Below are 18586 nucleotides of genomic sequence, written 5' to 3' on the forward strand. Positions count from 1 at the left end.
ACGCCGCGATGACAGAATCCCCCGGCCGCGACACTGCGGTTCCAAATAAAGAACGGGGCGTCTCCTCCGCGCCCTGGCCGAGGGAGAAATCACATGGCTCACAACCCGCGCGGACGTTCGTCCGTGCTGCTCGGCATCGGCATGCTCGCCAGCGCCCTCCTGACCGCATGTGGCGGTGGCGGCGGCGGAGACAGCGGCAATCAAGCGCCGCCACCGGTGTCGTTCGCGCCGATCAGCGCTCCCTCCGACATCGTCGCCGGCAGGGCGTCGACGCTGGCCGTCACCGCCACGGTCAACGATCCCTCGGCCTTCTCGGGCACGGTCTACGCCGTGGTCGTCGACGACAAGGGGGTCCTCGATGGCACGGTCTCTCTCGGGCCGCTGACCGGGAACACCCTGGTCGCGACACTGCGCACGGCCGCTGGACTGGGCGCCGGACGCTACACCGGGACACTCCAGATCAAGCTCTGCCGGGACGCCGGCTGCAGCGCCCAGTATCCCGGCTCCCCGGTGTCCCTCCCTTACGACATCATCGTGAACGCGCGTCCGTTCTCGCTGACCGCCGCGGGCGCGACCAGCTTCACGGTGCATCAGGGTGGCGTGTCCGCCACGGTGGCGCTCAGCGGTACGGCGGATGCCAACTGGACCGCGACCTCTGACAGCGCGTGGCTGCGCGCCGAGCCGCCCTCCGGCACCGGCAACGTCAGCCTGACGCTGCGTCCCGACGCCGCAGGTCTGGCCGTGGGCAAGTACGCCGGCGTCGTCACCGTGAAGACCGCAGACGGTCGTCTCGCTACCCAGTCCGTCCAATTGGAGGTCCTGCCCACGGCGTTTGTGTTCTCAAAGGCCGAGGGGGCGATCTTCACGGCAGTCAACGGCGCGCCTATCCCTCCGCAGTCGATCCAGGTCGACCTGAACAACGCCGGCAACTCGCCCTGGCAGGTTTCCAGCACCCAGAGCTGGCTCAAGATCTCGCCGTTGACCGGCACGGCACCCGCCGAAGTGACCCTCACCGCGGATGCGACCACGCCTCGCCTCGGCTCGGGCACCTACAACGCAAACGCGGAGTTCGTGTCCACCGGCCTGGCCTCGGCCAGCGTCCCCGTCAAACTCAATCTGATACCGGCGACGCTCGCCGCACCGGGCGGCATGATCTACCTCGGCGGCATCCAAGGCCGTTTCCAGTCGGCGCAGCCCGTCAACCTGACCCTCAACACGGGAAGCAACAGCTGGCCCTTCACGGTCACCGGCCTGCCGTCCTGGCTGTCGGCACCGGCGGGCGGCAATGTCGACGGCATGGCGCCGGCAAGCTTCTCCGTGGGTTTCAGCAACGTGGCTGCGCCCATCGGCAACACGATCGTCAACGCCAGGGTGACCGCGCTGGTGAACGGCGACACGCTCACCGTCGACGTGCCGATGAGCGTCCGGCGGGATCAGCGCCGCCTGTTGCCGCAGCGCGCGGGCATCGGGCTCGCCAGTACGCCGCTCGGCCAGGTCCTGACCCGCATCATCAAGGTGGGCCCGTCCTATGGCGCCGCGGTCCCCTGGAGCGCAAGCTCGGACGCGACCTGGCTGGCTGTGGCCAAGGCAGGCAACCAGCTCACTGTGACCGCGGATCCCGCGACCTTGCCGGGCGATGCCATCAGCTACGCGACGGTGACGCTGACGTCCTCCGACGCCGACGTGGAACCCTCGAAGGTTCGCGTGGCGCTGTGGAAGGGCACGACCGGTGCCGTCGCGCGCACGATCAACGCCGCCTACCAGCGCGTGGTCGCCGACACGATTCGCCCTTGGGTGTATGCGAGCGCACTCGGCGCCTCGGTCGACGTCATCAACGCGCACACCGGCGCGATCGAGACGACGGTGACGCTGCCGGGCGCCGAGGTCGACGCCATGGCGGTCTCGCCCGACGGCGGTCTGCTGTACCTGCATGACAAGGTGCGCAAGGAGTTTGCTATCCTGCGCCTGCCGGACTTCGTGAAGCTCGGCGCCGTGCCGCAACGCAACGCCACCGACTCGCCGCGATTCATGGCCGTTGGCCTCCCGTCCGGCGTCGAGGTCCTCTATGCCGGCAGCGATGCCTATCGCGTCAGCGCAGCCGAACCCAACGGCCACGTGCTCGGCAGTGTGACGACGGACCAGTTCGCCGTGAGTCCGGACGGTCAGCATACGATCGGTCCGGGCACCGGTGAGAACTTCATGCTGTATTCGGTGATCGACGGCGGCCAGTTCAACCCTGGTTCGAGGATCACGCTGCTGGACGGAGGCAACGTTGTCGACGCCGCCTTCTCGCCGGACTCCTCCCGCATCTATTCGGCGGCTGGTGGCGGCGTCGGCGGCTACCGGTGCGTCGTGCAGAATGTCGGCAACAGCACCCCCGTCACCGCGTTGCCCGGCGGCGACGCGTATCCCAACAACATCGAGGTCACCAGTGACGGCCGCGCGATCTGCGGGATCCAGGGCTGGTACTCGACCTACGACTTCTGGGTCCACACGGCGGCCGGTGCGCTGGTTCAGGGCTACAAGGTTGCCGGATACGCCCAGGCCTTGCTACCGCGCCAGCTGGTGGTCAGTGCGGACGGCGGCGTGGTGGTCGTGCCGACGGACGATCCCAAGCTCGCGATCGTGCCGATCGGCTATTGATCGATGAGCGGGCCGGAGCGACGGGATGTCGCTCCGGTTCGTCATCCCAGCATCACCTCGTGATGCCCCTTCCCCGCCGGGATCATCGGAAAGCAGTTCTCCGCCGGCGCGACGGCGACGTCGAGGAAGTACGGCCCGTCGCTCGCCAGGCACTCGGCCAGCGCCCCATCGAGGTCCTCCCGCCGCGTCACCCGGCCGGCTTCCCACCCGAACCCTTTCGCCACCGCGACGAAGTCCGGCATGCACGCGTTGTAGCTGTGGCTGTAGCGCTCGCCGTGGTGCAGCTCCTGCCACTGCCGCACCATGCCCATGTGGCCGTTGTTGCACAGCACGACCTTGACCGCGGCGCGATGCTGCCGCGCCGTCGCCATCTCCTGCAGGTTCATCAGGATCGACGCGTCGCCGCTGACGCAGACGACGAGCCGGTCCGGATGCGCCACCTGTGCCCCGATCGCCGCGGGCAGGCCGTAACCCATCGTGCCCGCGCCGCCCGAGGTCAGCCAGCGCCGTGGCCGCTCGAACGCGAGGTGCTGCGCCGCCCACATCTGATGCTGGCCGACATCGGTCGACACGATCGCGTCGCGACCTGCCAGTTGCGCCTGCAGCCGCGTCATCAGCGCCTGCGGAGCGATCACGTCCGGCGTGTCCTCGAAGGCCAGCGAGCGCTGCGCACGCCACGCGTCGATGCGCGTCCACCAGTCCGCGAGGCGCTCCGGCGGCATCGCGCGGCGTTCCAGCGCGTGGCGCAGCCGCGGCAGCAGCACGCGCGCATCGCCGCACAGCGCGAGATCCGCGCGACGGACCTTGTCGATAGCCGCCGGATCGACGTCCAGATGGATCACGCGAGCGTTGGGGGCGAAGCTGTCCAGACGCCCCGTCACCCGATCGTCGAATCGCGCGCCTGCGCACACGATCAGGTCCGCGTGATGCATCGCAAGGTTGGCCTCCAGCGTGCCGTGCATGCCCAGCATGCCCAGCCACTGCGGCGAAGACGCCGGCAACGCACCCAGGCCCATCAGCGTCAGCGTGCACGGCGCGCCGCTCAAGGCCACCGCCGACGCGAACGCGGCACACGCGGTCTCGCCGGCATTGATCAGGCCACCGCCGCCGTAGAACACGGGTCGTCGCGCACTCGCGATCCAGTCCGCCGCCTGCTCGACCGCACGCACATCCACGGGCGGCGAATCTCTGAGCGTCCTGATCGGCACACGCGTGGTCGAACGCGCCGGCGCCAGCTGCACGTCCTTGGGCACATCCAGCAGCACGGGTCCCGGACGTCCGCCCCGTGCGATGTCCACGGCCTGCCGCACGCGCGCCGCCACATCGTCCCCGGGCCGCAGCTGCGCGTTCCACTTCGTCACCGGGCGGGAGATGCCCAGCGCATCGCATTCCTGGAAGGCATCCGTCCCGATCACCGCGCTGTTCACCTGCCCGCTGATGCAGAGCACGGGGATCGAGTCGCACAGCGCATCCAGCAACCCGGTCGTCGTGTTGCTCATCCCCGGCCCCGAGGTCACCAGCACCACGCCGAGCCGTCCCGTGCTGCGCGCGTACCCCTCGGCCGCGTGCACGGCCGCCTGCTCATGACGGACCAGGATGTGCCTCAGCCGCGGCTCGCCATGCAGCGCGTCATACAGCGGCAGCACGGCGCCGCCGGGATAACCGAAGACGGTGTCCACACCGCAGGCGACCAGCGTATCGAGCAGCGTCTGCGCGCCGTTGCGCGTCGTGACTTCTGGGGCGCCCAGCACGGCGCGATCGATCAGTGCATTCATGTGGATCAGTATCCCGGGGCCCTCTCGGGAAGCGTTCCCGTTCTTGCCTCCTAGAATCCCGATCGCAGCAAACTTTCCTTCAAAAGCGACATGGACCAGGAAATCAAGCTCGACAAGTTCGACCGCGCCATCCTGCGCGCCTTGCAGCGCAATGCGCGCGCCAGCCTGCAGGAGGTCAGCGACGAGGTGGGGCTGACCACCTCCCCCTGCTGGACGCGCATCAAGCGGCTCGAGGAATCGGGCGTGATCGAGGGCTACACCGTCAAGGTCAATGCCGAGAAGATCGGCCGGCCTGAGCAGCTCATCGTCCAGCTGACGCTGAACAAGCACACCGACGCCGCGATGGCGGAGTTCGCGCGCCATCTCGAAGCGATCCCCGAAGTGATCGACGCCTATCTCGTGTCCGGGGATTACGACTACGTGCTGCGCCTGTCCGTCCGCGACACGCGCGACTACGAGCGGCTGCTGCGCGAGAAGCTCTACAAGATCCCCGGCGTCCGGCACAGCAAGTCGAGCTTCGTGCTGCGCTGCCTGAAGGCGAGTTCGCTGCCGCTCTGAAGCGGGCGGTCGTCACCTCGGCACCCCGTCACTTCGACAGCGGCAGCTCCGGCACCTTCAGCATCCGCAACATGTAGGTGCGCGACGCCGCCACATGGCGGCGCACCGCCTCGTTGGCGATGGCGGGATCGGCGTGCGCCAGCGCCTGCTGCATCGCCCGGCCCTGCACGGCGAGGATCTCGAGTTCCGGCGCCCAGAGCGCCATCCGCGCCCGCCGGAACGCCTCCAGCAAGCGCCCGCGGGACGCCTGCATGCCCAGCGCCTGGTCGTTGCCGCCCAGCCGGCCCAAGTGGTCCTGCAAGGCCTCGTCCGCCGCCAACAGTTCCCGCACGCGGCCGACGCGCGTGGCTTCCTCCAGCGGTTTCAGCAACGCGTTCACGACGGACAGCGTCTGTGCCGATCCTGCCCACGTCGACCGGCAGGCGCGCGCCAGCAGCATCGACTGCAAGGCCTCGCGGACATCGAAGTACTCGTCGATGAAGCGCGCGTCGACCGCCCGCACCACCGCGCCCTTGTTCATCCGCATGTCCACCATGCCGTCGCCCTGCAGCTGCAGCAGGGCCTCTCGCACCGGGACATTGCTGACGCTGTAGTGCACGCTCAGCTCATGCAGTGTCAGGTGTTGCCCCAGACGCCAGCAGCCGTCCTCGATGTCGGTGCGGATCTGGTCGCGCAGCCGCAGATAGGTCGGCGTATTGATCGGGTGTGTGGAACGAACCATCGCGGCACTCCGTCCGGTGAACAGTGGGGAATCACGGATCACTCTACGGAGAGATGGACGTCCGGCGCCGGATCGATTCACCCCTGAATCGCCGTTTTTGCCGAAGCGCAATGAATGCGCAATCGGTCGGCGGATCGACTGCTCAATCCACGTGTTTGTCGCGCCGCGCCCTACTGGAATCGGTGGAAGCGATCCCGAATCGAAGGCAGGCGCTGTGTCGTTTCCGCATCGGTGACCACCAAGCGCTACAGTCGCGACCGGGAGGTCTGCGACTTAGAGGCGAATGCCCGATGTCAAACACCCGAATGGAGCCCGTTGAATGGCCAAGTCCTTGAAGCAAGTCCTGTCCCAGATCGAGAAGCTGAAGAAGGAAGCCGAATCGCTGCGCGCAAAGGAAATCTCCGGCGTCGTCGAACGCATCCGTGAAGCCATCGATCATTACGGGCTCACGGCCGAGGAACTGTTCGGCACGGCCGCCAGGAAGCCGGCGGGCCGGGGCAGAGTGGCGAAGGTCGCCAAAGCCGGCAAGGCCGCCGCGGGCCCGCGCAAGGCCAAGGCCCCGCGCAGCGCGGGCGCCCCGAAGTACCACGACGGCGCCGGCCGCACCTGGACCGGCGTGGGCAAGCGCCCGAACTGGTTCAAGGACGCCCTGGCCGCCGGGAAGACGGCCGAGGACCTGTTGATCGGTTGAAGGAAGCCGCGCCTCACGGCGCGCGTTCCTCCACGCTCAACGGCCGGTGTGCTTCAGCGCGTCGATGAATGCGGTGCGCGCTTCGCTTGCAGCCGGCCAGTCCGTCACCGCGTCGTTTTCCTTGGCGTTCAAAGCCTCCACCAGGCTGTCGTGATGGCACAAGCGGCGGTTCAGGACGGCCGTCTCAGCCTTTGACAGTTTTCCGATGGCATTGAAGACGCTGTTTGTCATGGCCTCGGTCAAGGCTCCCTGCTTCAGAGTCACTTCATCTCTGTTGCCGGGAACTCCCAAAGCACGGTCGAGCTTGACGATGGTTGACGCGAAACGCTCGCTCATCAGTTCGGACACCAGCTCCTTCACCGACACCCGTGCGCCATAGGAGTCCTTGTCCTTGAAAAGCCGGCCCGGGCCAGCCTTGATGGAAGTCGCGAACTTGCGGATCAGATCCTCGACGACGCTGTCGAGCTGTTGCATTTCCGGGCCGTCGCTCAGGGCATAGAGGCGCAGCGGCAGCGCGGGAGGCTTCGCCTCGGCCTCGGGCGTGGGATCCGGCTTCGTCCCGAAGCGACGGTGCGCCGAAGAGATCTTCACCGCTTCGACCTCGATGTAGTTCAGTTTCTCTCGCTCGGGGCGATAGGGGATGTCCGAGTCGGCAACGGCAGGGGTGGATCTGACCTCCGAGGACGCGGATGCCGGCATCACGTCGGCATAGTCGGTGTTCGTCGTGGAGGCCTGGTAGGGATGGTGAGGAATGGGTGGGGCGGGATGCATGATTGGGCGGATGAAGTTGAGACGCATGGGCTCGACACGCGCGCGGCGGTCAGGCCGATACATCAGTCACCCGCACAAACCTGTGCAGTTCGCCGATTAAACCGGCCTCACCACACGCGGCAGCGCTCCGCGTCCGGCTTCACCATCTTCTGCCCCGGCTTGCAGCGGAAGGCCTGCTCGAACTCGGGCATGTTCACCGCGACGCCGTTGATGCGATAGCGGCCGGGTGAATGCGGGTCGGTCAAGGCATGCACCCGCGCATATTCAGGCCGGGCGTGGCTGCAGTCCCATTGCGCGAAACCGACGAAGAAGCGCTGCTCCGGCGTCAGGCCGTCCCGGTCCGCCGGCTTGGGCGACAGGTCCGCGATCTGCGCCTTCCACGCCGCATGCGCCAGCACCAGGCCGCCCAGGTCGGCGAGGTCCTCGCCCAGCGTCAGCTTGCTGTTGATGCGGATGTCGTCGACGACCACGTACTGCGCGTACTGCTTCGTCACGCAGGCCGCGCGTTGCTCGAAGGCCTTGCCGTCCTTCTTCGTCCACCAGTCGCGCAGGTTGCCCTTGGCGTCGAACTGCCGGCCTTCGTCGTCGAAACCGTGGATCAGCTCATGCCCGATCGTGCCGCCGGTGTTGCCGTAGTTCGGCGCGTCGTCCAGCTTCGGATCGAACAGCGGCGCCTGCAGCACGCCTGCGGGGAAATTGATGTCGTTCATCTGCGCGTCGTAATACGCATTGACCGTCTGCGGCGTCATGCCCCATTCGCCTCGGTCCAGCGGCTTGCCAATCTTGGCGAGCTGACGCTTCAGTTCAAAGTCGTTGCCGCGCATCACGTTGCCGGCGAAGTCGTCGCGCGCCACGGTCAGGGCGCCGTAGTCGCGCCAGCGGTCCGGATAGCCGACCTTGTTGACGATCGCATGGAGCTTCTCCTGCGCGCGCTGCTTCGTCGTCTCGCTCATCCAGCTCAAGGACTGGATGCGCGCGGCCATCGCGTCCTCGATCTGCTTCGTCATCGTCAGCGTCTTGTCCTTCAGGTCCGGGCTGAAGTTGCGCGCGACGAATTCCTGGCCCAAGGCCTCGCCCAGCTGCGCATCGACCAGTTCGACGCAACGCTTCCAGCGGGCCTTCAATTGAGGCACGCCTTGCAGCGTCTGGCCGAAGAACTCGAAGTTGGCCTGCACCGCGGCACCCGACAGCGTCGGCGCCTGGCTGCTGACCAGTTGCCAGCGCAGGTAATTGCGGAGCTGCGCGAGGTCGCGCTGCCGCAGTTCCCTCGACAGCGCCTTGAAGAACGCGGGCTCGGTGACGTTGTAGGTCGGCTGCGGGTCCAGGCCCAGCCCGCGCTGGTAGGCGGCCCAGTCGAAGCCCGGCGTCAGCGCCTGCAGGCCGGCGGCCTTCATCGGATGGAAGCCCTTGTAGGGGTCGCGCTTGTCGACGCGGCTCAGCGAGGCGCGCGCCAGCGCGGTCTCGAACGCCATCACCTGTTTCGCCTGCGCGCGGGCGGCCTCGGGCGTGTCGCCCAGCAGCTCGAAGCTGCGCGCCACGTGGGCGATGAACTGGTCGCGCAGCGTGCGGGACTTTTCGTCGGCCTTGAAGTAGTACTCGCGGTCGGGGAGGCTCAGGCCGCCCGCGTAGGCGAACGCGATCACGCGCGTCGAATCGGCCATGTCCTGGCCCGACGTGAAGTGGAAGAGCACACGCTCGTTGTTGGTCGCGAGATGCAGTGCGGCCAGGAGCGCGGGCAGGTCGCGGCGGTCCTTCAACGCGTCGATGCGCGACAGCAGCGGACGCAGCGGCGCCAGCGCGTGGCGGTCGGCGGCGGACTCGTCCATGCAGGCGGCGAAGTAGTCGCCCATGCGGGCCTGGTTCGCGCTGCGCTGCGGATCGGCGGCCGAGAGCTTGTCCAGGATGCTCCAGAGATAGCGCTGGTTCTCGTTGGCCATCTTGGCGTAGACCGACCAGCGCGCCTGGTCCGGCGGGATCGGATTGGCGGCCATCCAGCCGCCGCAGGCGTACTGGTAGAGGTCTTCGCACGGATCGGCGCTGCGATCCATCGCGGCGGTGTCCAGGCTCGGCGTGTAGGGCAGCTGGTCGAGTGGCCCTTCCGGCGCGGCGGCGGACGTCGCGGCCGCGGCAGCCGGCGTGGCGTTCTGCGCGCTCACGGTCGTGGAGGCGCCAAAGGAAACGGCCGCGACAAGCGCGGCCGCGGCGGTGCGGGCGAGGAGGGGGTGGGTCATGCTCGACAGCGGAGAGTGTGTGCTGCCGGGCATTCTCCGCCAGCGGCCTGCCGCTGCAGGGTGCCGGACGACACCTCGGGTTGACCCGTCTTGGCGAGCGGCCGTCGATGCGCGGTGGGTGCGCCGTGGCGGCCTCGCCCCTGCGCCGCTTCAGCCTGCTTTCGGCCCGCGGACCAGCAGCACCGGCACTTCGGCATAACGCACGATCAGCTCCGCGTCGCTGCCGAGCAGCGCACGCGACAAGCCGCGCCGGCCATGGGTGCCGAGCACGATGACCTCGCCGCCCCAGGTCCTGCATTCCTCGGCCACGAGGTCGCTGACACGGGACGACAGGCTTTCGCTGAGCTGGGTCGACACGCGCAGGCCCGCGGCAGTGGCGGCGGCCGAGGCGTCCGCGAGCACCTTCTGGCCGCCGGCGCGGATCTGCTCGAAGTTGTCCGGCGTGATGCCAAGTCCGGCACTGGACATCATCGCGAAGGCCTGCAGGTCCAGCGCGTGCAGCAGGCGGATCTCGCCGCCGCTGAGCTTGGCCAGCCGGATCGCCTCCGCCAGGCCGGCGTTGGAGGTGGGACTGCCGTCGACGGGAACCAGGATCTTGGCGTACATGGTCATCGCTCCATCGGATGGGATGGGGTGATGCTAGCCCCGGCGCCGGGATGCGGGCGAGTGCCTCGTCGCGATGCTGGGCGGCACGCGGATGCGCCGTCCGACGGACGTCGGACGGGGGTCAGACGTCGTTGCGCCGGCGCGCGATCGCCGCAGCCGCGTCGGCGATCACGGTCCCCAGTTGCGGGCCGGCGACGCTGTCTGGCGCCGGCCTGTCATGCAGCGGCGATCGAGACGGCGAAATCGGCTTCGGCGGCGTGGGCGGTCCGCGCCTCGATGGCGCCTCCTGCGCCTGGAGGTCGACGTGGCGGGTGGCATCGGCCTTGGCCGGCTTCAGCGGTACCGGCGGCGGGGTCTTCGTGGCGGATCCGACGGGAGCATCGTCGTCGCGCGCTCGCATGGGCTTCGCCGGCGGAACACGTTCATAGATGGCGTCGCGTTCCGACGGCAACGGCTCCCTGGGGCGGTTGGCATATGCCCGCCTGGCCTGCTCGTAGGTCAGGGTCCGGGGAGAGTCGACGCTCTCATAGTCCGACTTCGACGCTGGCAGCCGGGCGTCGGCTTGCGGCGGCGGGGTCTCGAGCCGCGGCCGCTTCCTGCCGCCCAGCGCCAGCATCAGGCCCTGGCCGGACGCCATGCCATAGACGTTCTCTTCAGGGGGCGCGCCCTCTTCCCCCAGGTGCGCATAGAGGCTTTCCGAGGTGTCGCCGGTGGCGGCGGAATCGTCGTCCGGAAGGCCGACGTGCGGATTGGAACCAGTCTTGATCATCGGGATCTCCAGGAAGAGGGCGCGCGGGTCATACCGCCCGCGCGCTTGTCAGTGGAGATCGGGGCCGGAAAGTTTCCCGGCCCGTCCGGATCACGCGATCACTGCGCGCTGAAGGTGTTGAGCGCCTTCGGGAACTTGAACAGCCACAGGTGCGTCAGGCGGTCGACCTCGTTGCCGCGCGTCACGCGCGAGAGGACCGCGCCGGCCGCGCAGGTGCCGTCCTGGACGATCACGCCGTTGACGTCGACCGTGCACTCGGTCGGATCGCCGGCGATCTGCTTGCCCTTCGCATCCACCAGCACCGTCTTCAGGCCGAAGTCGTTGTCGTTGATCAGCGCCAGCGTGTTGCCGTCGACGATCGCCAAGCCCTCGGCCTTCTCGGCCTTCCAGCCGGCGGCGTTCAGGTCGAGCAGCACGGTCTTCTTCAGCTTCACGACGTTGGCCCAGCTCACCGCGGAGGTCGTCACGCCGTCGATGCTGTTCTTCTCGAGCTCGCTGCCGATGGCGGCGATGTCGGTCGCCGTGGCCGGCACCTCGACGAGCATCAGGAAGTTGCGCACGGCGCCGTTCGCATCGGCGCCCTGCTCCACCACGATGAACTTGCCGTTGCCCAGCGACACCAGGTCGCCCAGCTTGGCGCTGCCGGTGCGGTTGCGATCCCACTTCTCGCCCTTGGCGGCGAGCGGGTAGCTCAGCGGGTAGGCGTACAGCTTCGAGGTCTCGGTCTTCGGATCGAACTCGATCCAGCGCGCGAACTGCGCGAAGTCGCGCACCTTCACCTTGTCGGTGTTCTTGCCGTCCTGGTCCATGTCGGCGCTGTCGACGACCTCGATGCTCTTGCCGGCGTTGTCCACGGGATCGATCGGGCTCTGCAGGAAGCCGTGCAGCTTGCCGCTCGCGCTGTCCATCGCCAGGCCTTCCATGCCGCGGTTCGGGCGGCGGTTCTTCAGGACGTCGGGCAGGGTGCCGGCGGTGGTGCCCGGCGCATACCGCTTGATGACCTTGAAGGTGGTTGCGTCGATCTTGACGATGAACGGGCCGTACTCGTCCGAGGTCCAGAACACCTTGTTGGCCTCGTCGTAGACCAGGGTTTCGCTGTCGAGGCCGTTCGCGTCGAAGGCGCCCTTGGTGCCGTCGTACTTCAGCGTGTCGGACAGCGGCACCTCGGCGCTGTTGCCGACCGCGCCGAAGGGCAGCGGGCGGCCGGTGACGGCGGAGCCGTCGGCGTTCTTCAGCGGATTCAGCGCGGAGATGACCGCGCCGTCCTTGCCCAGCGTGATCACGCCGATCGACGGCGAGAAGCTCGGCGCCGGGAACATCTTCGTCGTGACGACGGCGCCGTTGTCGGGACGCGGCGCGTTCGGGCTGTCGCCGTTGGGGCCGCGATCGGTGATGCCCCAGAACTCGAGCGCGCCCGCGGCGTTCTTGCCCTTGTAGACCAGGCCCGATCCGACCGCCGGGTAGAAGCCCTTGGGGAAGTCCTTCTTCGCGTCGGCGTTGCTGCCCTCGTAGGGCACGTACTGGCCGTCGGCGGCCTTGATCTGGAACTTGGTGATCGCGACGGCGCCACCGGCGGTGGCCTGCGTGACGCTGCTCGTCTCGGACTTGCCCAGCAGCGTGGCGAGCGTGGATTCGTAGTGCTCGACGGCGGCGGCGCGGCGGTTGGCGTTCATCGTCCGGGCAGCATACGCCTGGCCGTAGACGTCGTTCTGCCCGGCCGGCAACAGCGCGGCGAAGGCCTTGTCGAAGTCGGTCGCGGCGGCCGCGAAGTCGAGCGTCTTGCCCGCGAAGGCGTCATGCACCGCCACCGGGATCCTGATGCCGTTGGTGGGATCGTCGTCCTCGTCCAGCGCCTGCAGGAACACCAGCCGGTTGGCGAGCTTGTCGTCCGTCAAGGTCGTGGTGCCGGCGAGGTCGCCGACGGCAATCGTCTCGCCGCATTTGGCGCTGCCGACCGCGACGCCGCCGACGGTGAAGCTCACTGTGTCCCCGGTCGCGCAGGTGAACGCGCCATTCGCGGCCGTCTTGCCGCTGGTGCCGCTCGGCGCCAGCGCGTAGCTGACGCCTTCCACCGGCGCGTCGACGAGACGCGACTGGATGGTTGGCACGACGGCCTGATCGTCGTCGCCGCCGCAGGCGCTCAGCGCAGCGGCAGCGATCAAGGTCATCAACGGAAGTCCCAGGCGGCGGATGCCGGCAGCCGGATGAGCAGCAGAAGGGGCAGCAGAAGGGGCAGCGAGGTCCGTGGCGGGTCGGGCGGTCGTCTTGGTCATGTCGTTCTTTCGTGGATCGCGGAGGCCCGCAATGGCGGGACAGGGCGGCACGCTAGGCAGCGCTGATGACAGCGCTGTTAAGTTGCTTCACGAATCGACACGAATACGACAAGAAGGCGGGAATTCCCGAGGCGGCCCCCAGCCTGAATCTGGCGCCCGCCACGCAGAAAGCCCCGGTACCGCGTCATCGGACGCGGACCGGGGCTCCGGTCAACGGACGGCAGAGGAGGACTCGGCCGCTGACCTTGATCAGCCGTTCACCTTGATGCGATTGTTGACGGACTGGACGCCCTTGGCGGCCAGTGCCATCGAACCCGCGCGGTCGCGCGCGGCCAGGTCCGGCGCCGTGCCGTCCAGCGTCACATGGCCCTTTTCGGTCTCGACCTTGACGTCGAGCGCGCTCAGCTTCGGATCGCCGGCCAGCGAAGCCTTGATGGACGTGGTGATCTGGGCGTCGTCGATGGCGGCGCCGGCCTTGTCGGCTGCCCGTTCCATCTTGGCGCCGGCCTTGTCCATGGCCTGCTCGGTGTCCTGCCTGGCGGCCTCGGACTTCTGTTCCATCTTGGCGATGCCGTCGTCCAGACGCTGGCCGGCGGTGCGTCCATCATCCTCGCGACCGCAGGCGGTCAGGGCAACGGCCGCCACCACGGCGGGCAGCAGCAGGGACAGGGCGGAGGGGCGGGAAGCGTGGTTCATGGGGAAGCTCCTTTCGCGGTGCAATCGCGAGATATCGCGGCACATCGCGGCTTGACGCGGCACAGCGCGGGTGAGGCGGAGGGTCCGCAAACATTCCGCGGGTGGCCGCGGATCCATGAGTCCACTCTAGACATCGCCTCGTCGGCAGCGGGTCGGTTGCCGCCGGAAGCGCCGGTCGCCCGGCGTCCCGGTTCGCCGTAGGAGCACGCCTACAGGCCGCCGCCGGCCGGCGGCAGGCCGCTCTCGCCCGCCGGCGTCGGCCCCGGGGCCGGAGGCGCGGGCGGCATCACGCCAGGTGCCGCACCCGGCATGACGGCCATGCCGGGAACCGGGAAATCGATCCGCGGGATGTCCGGCTCGTCCTGCTTCATCGGCAGCCAGGCGCACACCTCGGTGCCCTGCCCCGGCGCGCTGCGCAGGCGCAGCTGACCGCGCTCGGCCTCGACGCGGAAGCGCATGCCCAGCAGCCCGTGCGAGCCGAGCGCCAGCCGGGCCGGGTCGAAGCCCTGGCCGTTGTCCGTGACGATGACCATCGCCTGCGCGTACTCGCGCTTGAGCGCGACGGTCACCGCCGTCGCATGGGCGTACTTGGCGGTGTTGGTCAGCGCCTCCTGCACCAGCCGGAAGGCGGTGAGCTGGGCGCTGGGGACCAGGTCCACCGCCGGATCGAGTTCCACCGCGATCGGCACACCCAGCCGCTCGGACATCTCGCGGCACAGGATCTCCAGCGCCGGCACCAGGCCCAGCTGGTCGAGCGTGGACGGACGCAGATCCTCGATGATGCGGCGCTTGAGCGCGATGCCGCTGTTGAGCGTCTCGGTCAGGTGGTTCAGGCGCTGCATCAGGTCCGGCGCCCCGGCCTGCAGCTTGGGACGCAGCCGAGCGACATCGAGCTTGGCCGCCGTCAGCAGCGCGCCGAGTTCGTCGTGCAAATCGCGGGCGAGCCGGGCGCGTTCATCCTCGCGGGCAGTCTGCAAGTGCCGGGCCAGCTGCGTCAGCTCGGCGGTGCGGCGGGAGACCTCGACCTCCAGCCGGTCGCGCTCGGCGCGCACCTCCTGCGCCTGCTCGGCGCGCTGGACGTCGAGCGCCCGGCTCTTGCGCACGAACAGCATGAACACGATCAGGCTCAGCAGCGTCATGCCGGCCACGCCGATGCGGCTCAGCATCAGCGTGTCGTAGACCTGACCGGTGCCGAGCGCGATGCGGCGGTTCTCGTCGGTCAGCAGTTCGGCCGAGCGGCGCCGGATCTGCTCCATCTGGTCGCGGCCGATGTCGGTCATCATGAGCTCGCGGCCGGCGGTCTCGCGGCCGTTCTCGTAGAGCTTGAGCACCTCCTGCAGCTCGCTGAGCTTGGCGCTGACGGCCCCGGCGATCTCCTTGCTGCGGCGCTCCGCGTCCTCGGCGCCGACCTGCGCGTACATCCGCTGCAGGGAGTTCAGGCCCTGCGACGCGTCCTCCGCGGCGAAGCGGTAAGGGTCCAGGTATTCGGGGCGTCGGGTGATCAGGTATCCCCGTTGCCCTGACTCCGCGTCGGTCACGCGGGCCATCAGCCGGAGCAGTTCCATCCGGGCCCGGCCCAGCGTGTCCAGACGGTCCATCTGCGAGACGGCGCCGAAGTAGGCCAGCTCGCTGATCAGGATCATCAGCAGGGCCACGAACACGCCCAGCGGCATCGCCCAGGTCTTGCGACCCAGGTTCGTGACGGTGTCCTTCAGGCTCATCCTCTACACTCCCTGAGCGATTTCGCTCACTTGACCATCGCCACCATGATCCGAATCGCCATCGTCGACGACCACGCGATTGTCCGCGCCGGGCTGCGGCAATTCCTCTCCGAACAAGTCGACCTGCGCGTCACCGGCGAAGCCGGATCGGGCCGCGAGGCGCTGGACCTCGTGCGCGCCGGCGAGCTCGACGTGATGCTGATGGACCTCTCGCTGCCCGACCAGAGCGGCGTCGAGACCCTGGCCGCGATCAAGGCCCGCAAGCCGGAACTGCCGGTGTTGATCCTCAGCGGCTTCCCGGAGACGCACTACGCGACCACGCTGCTGCGCCAGGGCGCCAGCGGCTACCTCAACAAGGAATGCGACCCCGAGGAGATCGCCACGGCGATCCGCACCGTCTTCCGGGGCCGCAAGTACATCACGCCGGCCGTGGCGGAACTGCTGGCCGAAGGCCTCGGCTCGCCGGCCGACCAGGCCGCGCACGACGCCTTGTCCGAACGCGAACTCCAGGTCTTCCTGCGCCTGGCGCGCGGCGAGACGGTCGGCCACATCGCCGACGGCATGTCGCTGAGCGTGAAGACGGTGTCGACCTACCGGTCGCGGGTGCTGGAGAAGCTCTCGCTCAGCACCAACAGCGAGCTGACGTATTACGCCCTCAAGAACGGGCTGATCGAGTAGCGGCATCGCCGGCGCCACGGTTGTTGGCCGCGTCGACCAGGCCGCCGCAGTAGGCGAGCAGGTCTTCCAGCTCGGCCGATTTGTCGAAGACCTTGTCGGCGCCCAGCGCGAAGCAGCGCTGACGCATGTCCGGCGTGGCGTAATTGCTGAGCACGACGCGCCGCGCCGCGGGCATGCGCTCGCTGGCGGCGCGCAGCACGTTCAGCCCCGTCCCCTGCGCCAGGAAGATGTCGATGATCAGCAGGTCGCAGGCGGCATGGTCTTCCGACAGCCAGCGCAACGCGCCGTTCTCGTCCACCGCGTGGCCGAGGACGCGCAGGTCCACCATCTCCTCCAGCGTCGCCACGAGGTTCTCCCGGATGACGGCGTTGTCCTCGACGAGGAAGCAGGTGAGGGCGGCGCTGGCGGGCGGGGTATCCATGGGCAGGCTCGTGAACAGCTGGCAAGCACAAGCGGGTACGCGCGAACGGACGGGTTGCAGAGGCAGACCGTCCGTTCGCGCGGTGCGTCCTGGGCGGTGGGTCAGTCCGCCTTCCGACACACGATCAGGGAAATCGCGTCAGCGCATCAGTTGCGGATCGCGATCTCGTTCTTGACGCGCTTCACGCCCTTGACTTCACGCGCCAGGCGTTCGGCATCGGCCTTCTCGTTGGCGTTCTTGGCGAAGCCGGAGAGCATCACCTCGCCTTGCAGCGTCTCCACGTGGATGGAGCTGGCGTCGACCGACTTGGCCTCGACGAACTTGGACTTCACGGCGGTGGTGACGGCCGCGTCGTCGACGTATTCGCCGACGGAGGATTGACCGCGCGTCACGGCGCAGCCGGGCAGCAGGGTCAGGGCGCCCACAGCGGTGGCCAGGGCGAGAACGGTGGCTCGAATCATCATGTTGATCTCCTTCGATTGATGAAAAGGCTCGGACTCACGCGGCGTGGCGGTCTGACGACACGACAGCAGGGGCCGGCTCGGCGAACGTCGCGGGGGCGTGGTCCAGCAGATAGGGAAGCGCCGCTTCCAGACCCAGCACCGGTTCGTGGTCGCTGACCGCGGTCCATTGGACCTGGCAGGCGTAGTCATGAACGTGCAAGGCGAGGGAATGGTGGTCGGCGATGCCCATCTGTCAGCTCCTTGTGCACCCCGTGGTGCGCTGGGATTGACTCTACGTATGCCGAACAGTCCGCCCTGTCGTCCACATCCGCGATGTCTTGTAGGACAAGCGGAGATGGCTTTGCCCACGGGCCGAATGAGGCGTTGTCCTACAAGGCATCGCGCAGGGGCCCCACAGGTTCCGCGGGCCTCTGTTCATAGGATGCAGCCATCGAACAAAGACCTGAGACGAGAACAAGATGAACACCTTCTCCGCCGCCGTTGGAAGCGCCGCCCAGGCGCCGGCCCCTGCCCATCCCGATTTCCGCCCTTCCCATTGCGTGAACGCCGAGCTGTTGCTCTCCACGCCGCTGACGGTGGTGGTGCGGGCGAAGCTGGCCTATATCGACGCCGATGGCCAAACTGACGATCAGGAGATCGCGCTGGTGATCCCGCGCAGCCGCTGCGAAGGCGATCACCCTTACTGGCCGGCGCTGCTGTCGGCCGCGACCGAGCACTGGCAACGCTGCCCGGGCTGCGCCCGTCGCCTGTCGGCCTGCGTCGATGGCGAATGGCAGACGCTGCTGACCGCGCAGACGACGCACTGAGCGCGCGGTGCGAGCACGCTGAGCAGACATTGGGCGGCATCCTCAAGCTGCTCTAAGACGGGGCGCGGATAATCCGTCGCTGGCCGATCATGGCCTGACGACGATGATCCGACGCCCTTTTTCCTTTCTCTCCCGCTCCCTGCCCCCGCTCGCGGTGGCCGGCTTGGCCGCCATGCTGATGACGGGCTGCGGCACCTTCGGGACGAGCGCCGAGCGCAAGAACTCCGTGTACCAGAACGAGCGCTTCGCGTCGGACGAGACCTTCTCGCGCCTGTTCGATTCGAGCGTGCAGGACACCTGCGAGGCCGCGCGTCGCGCGCTGCTGAGCCAGGGCTACGTGATCAACGCGGCGCTGCCGGATTCGATCTCGGGCACGAAGCGCTTCCAGCCCGAGGGTGAAGTGCACGTGGAGATCAGCTTCACGGTGGTGTGCGTGCCGGAAGGCGGCAGCGGCAAGCTCGCGACGGCGTATGTCTCGGCGCTGCAGGACCGCTACAACGTCAAGCGCAGCGCGAACTCCACGAGCCTGGGCGTGAGCGCGATCGGCTCGATCTCCGTGCCGCTGTCGTCGTCGACGGAGTCGCTGGTCAAGGTCGCCTCCGAAACCATCCCCGCCGGGCAGTTCTACGACCGGTTCTTCGCGTTGATGCAGCGCTTGACCACGCAGCAGGGTGTCGAGGACACCACCGATCTGGACAAAACGGGCGGGTGAGAGACAGTTTCAGTCTCCTGGCTTCTGGGCCTGTTTCCGATTCTGGATCC

18 protein-coding genes are annotated in these 18586 nt (G+C 68.2%); 6 read left to right on the forward strand and 12 right to left on the reverse strand.

Annotated elements, in window-relative coordinates; translation table 11 throughout:
* Positions 1-93: 93 nt before the first annotated feature.
* Entirely contained in the window at positions 94-2643 is a 2550-nt protein-coding gene (locus tag AC07OZ_RS09300) for a BACON domain-containing protein (RefSeq protein WP_495466869.1), read from the forward strand.
* A 41-nt stretch (positions 2644-2684) separates the two neighbouring features.
* On the opposite strand, the gene ilvB is transcribed toward AC07OZ_RS09300, so the two are convergent.
* Complete coding sequence (gene ilvB / locus AC07OZ_RS09305; RefSeq protein ID WP_495466870.1) at positions 2685-4418, reverse strand: biosynthetic-type acetolactate synthase large subunit; 1734 nt, start codon at positions 4416-4418, stop codon at positions 2685-2687.
* Between the two features lie 90 nt (positions 4419-4508).
* Here ilvB and AC07OZ_RS09310 point away from each other — a divergent pair, with 90 nt between their 5' ends.
* Positions 4509-4976, forward strand: a complete 468-nt coding sequence (locus AC07OZ_RS09310; protein ID WP_483108280.1) for an Lrp/AsnC family transcriptional regulator — start codon at positions 4509-4511, stop codon at positions 4974-4976.
* A 28-nt stretch (positions 4977-5004) separates the two neighbouring features.
* Here AC07OZ_RS09310 and AC07OZ_RS09315 read toward each other — a convergent pair whose 3' ends face one another.
* Positions 5005-5697 carry a GntR family transcriptional regulator gene (locus tag AC07OZ_RS09315; RefSeq protein WP_495466871.1) on the reverse strand — a complete coding sequence of 231 codons (693 nt, stop codon included), beginning with the start codon at positions 5695-5697 and terminating at the stop codon, positions 5005-5007.
* Positions 5698-6016: 319 nt separating this feature from the next.
* Between AC07OZ_RS09315 and AC07OZ_RS09320 the strand changes: the two genes are divergently transcribed.
* Entirely contained in the window at positions 6017-6388 is a 372-nt protein-coding gene (locus tag AC07OZ_RS09320) for an H-NS histone family protein (protein ID WP_495466872.1), read from the forward strand.
* A 36-nt stretch (positions 6389-6424) separates the two neighbouring features.
* On the opposite strand, the gene AC07OZ_RS09325 is transcribed toward AC07OZ_RS09320, so the two are convergent.
* The 7 genes from AC07OZ_RS09325 to AC07OZ_RS09355 all read right to left on the reverse strand — a co-directional run bounded on the left by AC07OZ_RS09325 (position 6425) and on the right by AC07OZ_RS09355 (position 15455).
* Positions 6425-7186 carry a hypothetical protein gene (locus AC07OZ_RS09325; RefSeq protein WP_495466873.1) on the reverse strand — a complete coding sequence of 254 codons (762 nt, stop codon included), beginning with the start codon at positions 7184-7186 and terminating at the stop codon, positions 6425-6427.
* An 80-nt stretch (positions 7187-7266) separates the two neighbouring features.
* On the reverse strand, positions 7267-9390 hold the full coding sequence (locus tag AC07OZ_RS09330) for a M13 family metallopeptidase (protein ID WP_495466874.1): 2124 nt from the start codon (positions 9388-9390) through the stop codon (positions 7267-7269).
* 150 nt (positions 9391-9540) lie between these two features.
* Positions 9541-9996, reverse strand: a complete 456-nt coding sequence (locus AC07OZ_RS09335; RefSeq protein WP_495466875.1) for a universal stress protein — start codon at positions 9994-9996, stop codon at positions 9541-9543.
* Between the two features lie 121 nt (positions 9997-10117).
* Positions 10118-10765 carry a hypothetical protein gene (locus AC07OZ_RS09340; protein WP_495466876.1) on the reverse strand — a complete coding sequence of 216 codons (648 nt, stop codon included), beginning with the start codon at positions 10763-10765 and terminating at the stop codon, positions 10118-10120.
* 98 nt (positions 10766-10863) lie between these two features.
* Positions 10864-13038 carry an esterase-like activity of phytase family protein gene (locus AC07OZ_RS09345; protein ID WP_495466877.1) on the reverse strand — a complete coding sequence of 725 codons (2175 nt, stop codon included), beginning with the start codon at positions 13036-13038 and terminating at the stop codon, positions 10864-10866.
* Between the two features lie 249 nt (positions 13039-13287).
* Positions 13288-13734: a BON domain-containing protein gene (locus AC07OZ_RS09350; protein WP_495466878.1), complete on the reverse strand. Its 447-nt coding sequence runs from the start codon at positions 13732-13734 to the stop codon at positions 13288-13290.
* A gap of 209 nt (positions 13735-13943) precedes the next feature.
* Complete coding sequence (locus tag AC07OZ_RS09355; protein WP_495466879.1) at positions 13944-15455, reverse strand: CHASE3 domain-containing protein; 1512 nt, start codon at positions 15453-15455, stop codon at positions 13944-13946.
* Positions 15456-15500: 45 nt separating this feature from the next.
* On the opposite strand from AC07OZ_RS09355, the gene AC07OZ_RS09360 reads away from it, so the two are divergent.
* The gene (locus AC07OZ_RS09360; RefSeq protein ID WP_495466880.1) at positions 15501-16133 is read left to right on the forward strand and encodes a response regulator; all 633 of its coding nucleotides are present in this window, start codon (positions 15501-15503) and stop codon (positions 16131-16133) included.
* Here the strand turns inward: AC07OZ_RS09360 and AC07OZ_RS09365 are convergent.
* The 3 genes from AC07OZ_RS09365 to AC07OZ_RS09375 form a co-directional block, all read right to left on the reverse strand.
* Positions 16111-16554, reverse strand: a complete 444-nt coding sequence (locus AC07OZ_RS09365; protein ID WP_495466881.1) for a response regulator — start codon at positions 16552-16554, stop codon at positions 16111-16113. The genes AC07OZ_RS09360 and AC07OZ_RS09365 overlap by 23 nt on opposite strands.
* 146 nt (positions 16555-16700) lie before the next feature.
* Positions 16701-17015 (reverse strand): BON domain-containing protein, encoded by a 315-nt coding sequence (locus AC07OZ_RS09370; RefSeq protein ID WP_231993337.1) that lies wholly within the window; start codon positions 17013-17015, stop codon positions 16701-16703.
* Positions 17016-17052: 37 nt separating this feature from the next.
* Complete coding sequence (locus AC07OZ_RS09375) at positions 17053-17247, reverse strand: hypothetical protein (RefSeq protein ID WP_495466882.1); 195 nt, start codon at positions 17245-17247, stop codon at positions 17053-17055.
* Positions 17248-17476: 229 nt separating this feature from the next.
* On the opposite strand from AC07OZ_RS09375, the gene AC07OZ_RS09380 reads away from it, so the two are divergent.
* Together AC07OZ_RS09380 and AC07OZ_RS09385 are read left to right on the forward strand one after the other, a co-directional pair.
* Positions 17477-17824 carry a hypothetical protein gene (locus AC07OZ_RS09380; RefSeq protein ID WP_495466883.1) on the forward strand — a complete coding sequence of 116 codons (348 nt, stop codon included), beginning with the start codon at positions 17477-17479 and terminating at the stop codon, positions 17822-17824.
* A 172-nt stretch (positions 17825-17996) separates the two neighbouring features.
* On the forward strand, positions 17997-18536 hold the full coding sequence (locus tag AC07OZ_RS09385) for a DUF2242 domain-containing protein (RefSeq protein WP_495467356.1): 540 nt from the start codon (positions 17997-17999) through the stop codon (positions 18534-18536).
* The last annotated feature ends 50 nt before the right edge of the window (positions 18537-18586 follow it).

This window comes from Roseateles sp. GW821-FHT09G03 (assembly GCF_059416045.1).